Source organism: Actinomadura rubrisoli (genome assembly GCF_004349215.1).
GTDB lineage: Bacteria > Actinomycetota > Actinomycetes > Streptosporangiales > Streptosporangiaceae > Spirillospora > Spirillospora rubrisoli.
Genome location: NZ_SMKU01000510.1, coordinates 1 through 4,771 on the forward strand (window position 1 = coordinate 1; position 4,771 = coordinate 4,771).

Sequence of the window (4,771 nt, forward strand, 5' to 3'; positions counted from 1 at the left end):
GTGTATAAGAGACAGGGCGTCGGGGGACGGCGCGGACATCGCGTCGGGCCGGCCGACCCGGGGCGGGCGGCCGTCGCCGTCGGCCACCTGGCGGACGAACCACGCCGGCATGCGGGCCTCGATGGGCAGCGCGACGCCCGTGACGCCCCGCGCGGGCGCGTCGATCGCGAGCCACCAGCGGGCGTCGGGCCAGGTCTCGGCGAGGTCGCCGAACCGGAGCGTCAGAAAGTGCCGGCTGGACGGGCCGAGGCAGGCGCGCATCGCCGCGGTCGAGGTGTAGACCAGGACGTGGACGCGGCCGTCCTCTTCCTGGGTCGGCCACGACGGCTGGACCTCGTTCGCCAGCACGCCGTCGACCAGGTCCGGTGGGACGGGGACCACCAGCTCGCTCTCCGCGAGGAGGCGGAAATAGCCCTCCTGGTCTCCTGCCCGGACTGCATGCTCCAGCCGGCGCTCCAGTTCCGACGTGGGTCGCCACGCGTCGGCCACCGTAGGCACCCCCTGATTCATCCCGCCATGTCGTGCTCATCCCCGACCCGCCGGAGCCAGGTGGGCGGTCCCGGCGGGAAGTCGCGCGACTGCCTACGCTACATGGGCGAACAGGACCAAAGAGCATAATCGTCGGTCTGGCCGGGCGAGTCCGCAGGTCAGCGGGCCACCGCCAGCCGGGCGAGCGCGGCGAGGAGACGGTCGATGTGCTCGTCGGCCGTCCCGATGCCGAAGCTCGCACGGACGGCGGTGCCCTCGCCTCCGGAGCAGCCCGCGCCGCTCACGTCCAGCAGATGCCGGACGAACGGGTGCGCGCAGAACTTCCCGTCCCGGACGCCGATGCCGTGCTCCCCGGACAAGGTGAGCGCCACGTCGCGCGCGCTCCAGCCGTCCACGACGAACGACACGATGCCGACGCGCGGGCCGCGGCCGCCCCACAGGGTGAGCTCGCGGACGCCGGGGATGGCCGCGAGGCCGGAGCGCAGCCGCGCGAGGAGGTGCTCCTCGCGCTCGGCGAGCGCGTCCCAGCGCGTGGCGAGGGTCTCGCAGGCGGCGGCGAGGGCGATGACGCCGAGGACGTTGGGGGTCCCGGCCTCGTGCCGCTGCTCGGCGCCGGGCGCCCAGCGCGTGGTGTCGCCGTGGCCGGAGACGGACGCGCTGGCGCCGCCGCCCTTGAGGTAGGGCGGGGCGGCGCGTAGCCAGTCGGCCCGTCCGGCGAGCACGCCCGCGCCGAACGGCGCGTACAGCTTGTGGCCGGAGAAGGCGACGTAGTCCAGGCAGAGCCCGGCCATGTCGAGGGGGCGGTGCGGGACGAGTTGCGCCGCGTCCACGGCGATGCGGGCGCCGTGCCGGTGGGCGACGTCCGCCAGCTCGCGGATCGGCCACAGCTCGCCGGTGACGTTGGACGCCGCGGTGACGACGAGCAGCCGGGGGCCGCCGGGCGACCCGGCGAGGGCGCGGTCGGCGGCGGAGATCGCCTCGGCCGGGGTGGCGGGCGCGGGCAGCCGGACGGCGCGCCGCCACGGCAGCAGGGACGCGTGGTGCTCGGTCTCGAACACGACGACGGTCGTCCCGGCGGGGACGGCGTGGGCGAGCAGGTTCATCGCGTCGGTGGTGTTGCGGGTGAACACGACCGCCGCCCGCTGCCATGCGCCGAGGAACCCGCGGACGGTCTCGCGCGCCTTCTCGTAGGCGTCGGTCGTGACCTGCGACGCGTAGCCCGCGCCTCGGTGCACGCTGCTGTAGTACGGCAGCGCCCGGGTGATGGCCTCCTGCACCGCTTCCAGGCATGGCGCGCTGGCGGCGTAGTCGAGGTTGGCGTACGGGACGTGGCGTCCGTCGTCCAGCGGCACAGGGGCGCCGGCGCCGACGACCCGCGCGACCGGAGCGGGGCCGGGCCGAACCTGGACCCCGGGACCGTGCGTCTCAGCGGGAGTGACCGGCGGACGGGCGGCGACGGGGGAGGGGGCGAGCGTGGGCATGCATGGACCTTCCGGGATAGGGGACCCCGGAGAGATGCCGACGGGATCCGCGCTTGCCGGGGCGCGGTGTTGCGCCCGGCCTGGTCCTCACCCGGGGCACCCCATCGCGGACGAAGGGTTGCCGGCCAGCAAGCCGGGGCTTGACGCTGGCACTCATGACCTGATGCGGAAGTATATGCGGATGCCGACGGGGATCAAACGGGAGGGTGCGATGCGGTACGGGGTGGTTCGGGCGCTGGCCGGGGGCGTGGTGCTGCTCGGCGCGTCCGGTCTGCTGGGCGGGTGCGGGTCGATGGGCGGGGGCGACTCCGGCCAGGTGTGCACCGACACGAAGAAGGCGTTCCAGCAGTACATCACCCAGGTGAGGAGCGTGTCGGCGGCCGAGCCCGGCCAGTGGCGGCAGGCCACCGAGCAGCTCGCGGGACGCCTGGACGGGCTGGCGGGCAAGGCCGGGGACGCGAAGCTGAAGAAGGCGCTGAAGGCCGAGGCGGATCGACTCCGCACCGCGGCGTCCGCCGTCGGTACCGGCGACGCGTCCCAGCTCAACACGGTGATGAAGGACACGCCCACCCGAATCGGCTCAGCCTGCGACTAGAACGCGAACGACAGGAGGGCCCGGCACCCGCCGGGCCCTCCTGTCACGCCCCTGCGAACCGGGCGCTAACCCTCTGAATCCGTGCGGCGTGGGCGGCCGGGGCCGTCGTTGTCGCCTTCGCCGTCATCGCCGCCTCCGCCGTCGTCGCCTCCACCCGGGTCGGGCGGGAGGATCGTCGGGAGGCCGGTGGGCGGCGTCGGGGTGTCGGGTTCGTCCGGTCCGTTGGACGGGGGAGTGCGGGACGGGAAAGAGGTGCGCGGCGGTTCGGAGCCGCCCGGGTTGGGGTCGAACGGCGGAATGCCCGAACCGCCGCCCGGCGTCTCCGAGGGGGAGCCGAACGCCTTCTGCTCGTAGTTCTTGATGTTCACGGCCTGGCTCATGTACGAGTTCCAGATCTGCGCGGGCAACTGGCCGCCGTACGCGCCGTACCCGGGGATGTTCAGCGGCTTGTTGTCGTCGCGGTACATCGCCACCGTCGTCGCCATCTGGGGGATGAACCCGTTGAACCAGATGGCGCGGCCCTGGTCGGTGGTGCCGGTCTTGCCGGCGACCTCGCGGCCGTCGGGCAGTTGCGCGGCGCGTCCGGTGCCGCCCTGGACGACCTGCTGCATCGCGTACGTGGCGTCCCGCGCGACCTGGGCGCTGAACGCCTGCTCGCCCTTCTCGCCGAACTTGCGCTTCCCGCCCTTGCCGTCGGTCACCGACTTGACCACGTACGGCGTCCGGTGCCGGCCCTCCGCGGCGAACGTCGCGTACACCCCGGCCTGCTGGACCGGGTGCAGGGACACCACGCCGAGCGGGAACGTGGCGGCGTGGCGCTGCGCGGACGTCATCTGCGAGGCGGGGACGCCCAGCTTCTCGGCCATCTCGGCGATCTTGTCGTTGCCGATGTCCCGGCCGAGGTTGACATAGGCGGTGTTGATCGAGTGCTCGGTGGCGGTGACGAGGTCCACCTGCCCGAAGTTCTCGCCGCTGTCGTTCTTGACGGACGCGCCGTTGAAGTACTGCGGGGAGCTGCCGTCGTAGCTGGACGACAGGCTCTTGCCGTCCGCCAGGGCCGCGGCCAGCGCGATCGGCTTGAAGCCCGAACCGGCCTGCGCGGTGCCGTAGAAGGTGCTGCTGGCCGCCTCGGTGAGGTAGTTGCGGCCGCCGTAGAAGGCCAGCACCTGCCCGGTGGACGGGTCGACCGATATGACGCCGGTGCGGATGCGCTTGCTCATCCCGGCAGGGGTGTTGGCCGTGACGGCCTGCTTCATCGCGTCCATCAGCCGCTTGTCGAACGTGGTGGTGATCTTCAGGCCGCTGCGGTTGATCTCGTCCTCGCTGTAGCCGCGGCGCTCGACGAGCTCCTTCTTGGCCACGTTGACCATGTAGCCCTTCTGGCCCTTGAGGATGTCGGTGATCTTCTCCTTGACGGGCAGCGGGAACTTCATCGCGGCCGCGTCGGCGGGGGTCACCGCCCCGTCCCGGACCATGTTGGCGACGACCGCGTGCCAGCGCTGCTCGGCGTAGGTGCGCCGCGCGCCGCTCGGGTCGGCGAAGTTGCTCGGCTGCTGGATCGCGGCGGCCAGGTAGGCGCCCTCGGCGGGGGTGAGGTCCTTGACGTCCTTGCCGTAGTACGCCTTGGCGGCTGCCTGCACCCCGTACGCGTCGCGGCCGAAGTAGATGGTGTTGAGGTACTGCTCCAGGATCCAGCCCTTGGACTTCTCCCGGCCCACCTTCAGGGAGACCATGATCTCCTTGAGCTTGCGGGTGACCGAGCGCTCCTTGCCGATGCCGCCGTAGTAGTTGCGGACCATCTGCTGGGTGATGGTGGAGCCGCCCTGGAGCTGCTCCCCGGTCGCCGTCGACCAGAACGCCCGGGCGGTGCCCTGCACCGAGACGCCCGGGTCCTGGTAGAAGCTGCGGTTCTCCGCCGCGATCACCGCGTTGCGGACGCCCTCGGGGATCTGCGCGAGCTCGACCGCGTCGCGGTTGACGCCGGTTTTTGCGATCTGGGTCTTGCCGTCGGAGTAGTAGAACGTCGGCCCCTGCGCGACCGCCTGCTCCTGCGGCGACGGCACCGGCGTGAACAGGTAGGCGATGCCGAACGCGGCGACGCAGAACCCGATGAACCCCAGCAGGAGGAACAGGGTCCGCCGCGCGATCCGGACCTTGCGGCTGCGCACCTTCTTCGATCCCTTCGGCCCCTTGCCGCCGCCCCCGC

4 protein-coding genes and 1 riboswitch are annotated in these 4,771 nt (G+C 72.4%); of the genes, 1 reads left to right on the top strand and 3 read right to left on the bottom strand.

The window, feature by feature from the left end:
- Nucleotides 1–489, bottom strand: a 489-nt coding sequence (locus tag E1298_RS44175; protein ID WP_165975952.1) for an SseB family protein, incomplete at its 3' end; no start/stop codon positions are given.
- A gap of 158 nt (nucleotides 490–647) precedes the next feature.
- On the bottom strand, nucleotides 648–1,970 hold the full coding sequence (locus E1298_RS44180; RefSeq protein ID WP_131903348.1) for an aminotransferase class V-fold PLP-dependent enzyme: 1,323 nt from the start codon (nucleotides 1,968–1,970) through the stop codon (nucleotides 648–650).
- Between the two features lie 44 nt (nucleotides 1,971–2,014).
- Nucleotides 2,015–2,131, bottom strand: a riboswitch (SAM riboswitch).
- A 2-nt stretch (nucleotides 2,132–2,133) separates the two neighbouring features.
- Here E1298_RS44180 and E1298_RS44185 point away from each other — a divergent pair.
- A complete protein-coding gene (locus E1298_RS44185; protein WP_165975953.1) occupies nucleotides 2,134–2,565 on the top strand; it encodes a hypothetical protein in 432 nt (143 codons plus the stop codon).
- Nucleotides 2,566–2,630: 65 nt separating this feature from the next.
- On the opposite strand, the gene E1298_RS44190 is transcribed toward E1298_RS44185, so the two are convergent.
- Nucleotides 2,631–4,771 (bottom strand): transglycosylase domain-containing protein (locus E1298_RS44190; RefSeq protein ID WP_341770708.1); only part of this gene is annotated, 2,141 nt, incomplete at its 5' end.

Coding starts and splice junctions, on each gene's coding strand:
- E1298_RS44180 (WP_131903348.1), bottom strand. CDS start 1,970: ATGCCCACGCTCGCCCCCTCCCCCGTCGCCGCCCGTCCGCCGGTCACT.
- E1298_RS44185 (WP_165975953.1), top strand. CDS start 2,134: ATGCGGAAGTATATGCGGATGCCGACGGGGATCAAACGGGAGGGTGCG.